The following is a 366-nucleotide window of genomic DNA, read 5'->3' as shown; positions in this document are numbered from 1 at the left end:
ACTTATTGCAATTGCAATGTATGTGGCGCTAATTGCGGGTATATTTGCTTTGGCTTATTTAGCCCACTGGATGGGAGTAACCTTTGGTGCTCAGCCCACTTTCACTCAAGCTCTCGAACTAGCAGCTTATACTGCAACCCCGGTGTTTATGTCGGCACTAGCTGCTTTTTTACCGCACTTATGGTTTGTGGTGTGCGTAGGCATGGTTGCTTTGGCTTACTCGGTTTATTTACTTTATACCGGTGTGCCAATATTAATGCATATACCAGAAGAACGAGGCTTTATTTACGCAAGCTCTGTAGTAACTTGTGGCTTAATTTTACTGGTTATTATTTTAGCGGTTACCGCTATGCTATGGACTAATGG

1 protein-coding gene is annotated in these 366 nt (G+C 42.9%); it reads left to right on the top strand.

What is annotated here, in order from left to right:
• Positions 1–366 (top strand): Yip1 family protein (locus AAEY68_RS20775; RefSeq protein ID WP_350586794.1); only part of this gene is annotated, 366 nt, incomplete at both ends.

This window comes from Pseudoalteromonas sp. RB2-MNA-CIBAN-0110 (assembly GCF_040309305.1).
In the GTDB taxonomy this organism is placed as follows: Bacteria; Pseudomonadota; Gammaproteobacteria; order Enterobacterales; family Alteromonadaceae; genus Pseudoalteromonas; species Pseudoalteromonas arctica.
Note: the sequence above shows the minus strand (reverse complement) of the source record. Positions and strands in the feature narration are given on the sequence as shown.